Source organism: Salifodinibacter halophilus, assembly GCA_012999515.1.
Taxonomy (GTDB): domain Bacteria; phylum Pseudomonadota; class Gammaproteobacteria; order Nevskiales; family Salinisphaeraceae; genus Salifodinibacter; species Salifodinibacter halophilus.
Window position 1 is genome coordinate 1 of the sequence record JABEEB010000834.1, and the last position, 231, is coordinate 231.

Here is a 231-nt window from a genome sequence, read left to right on the forward strand (position 1 = left end):
CCCGATCACGCCGAGCTGCTGTTCCGCAACGCCGCCGATGTCTACTTCTGCTTCGACGGCGACCGCGCCGGCCGCGGCGCGGCGTGGAAGGCGGTGGAATCGGTGCTGCCGCGGATGAAGGACGGGCGCCAGGCGTTCTTCCTGTTCCTGCCCGAGGGCGAGGATCCGGACACGCTGGTGCGGCAGGAAGGCGCCGACGGCTTCGACCGCCGCCTGCAGGAGGCGATGCCG

The 231-nt window shown here is 71.9% G+C and carries 1 protein-coding gene; it reads left to right on the forward strand.

Features of this window, described 5'->3' with window-relative positions; all coding sequences use genetic code 11:
- Window positions 1-231: DNA primase (locus HKX41_13910; GenBank protein NNC25228.1), on the forward strand; the 231-nt coding region annotated here is incomplete at both ends.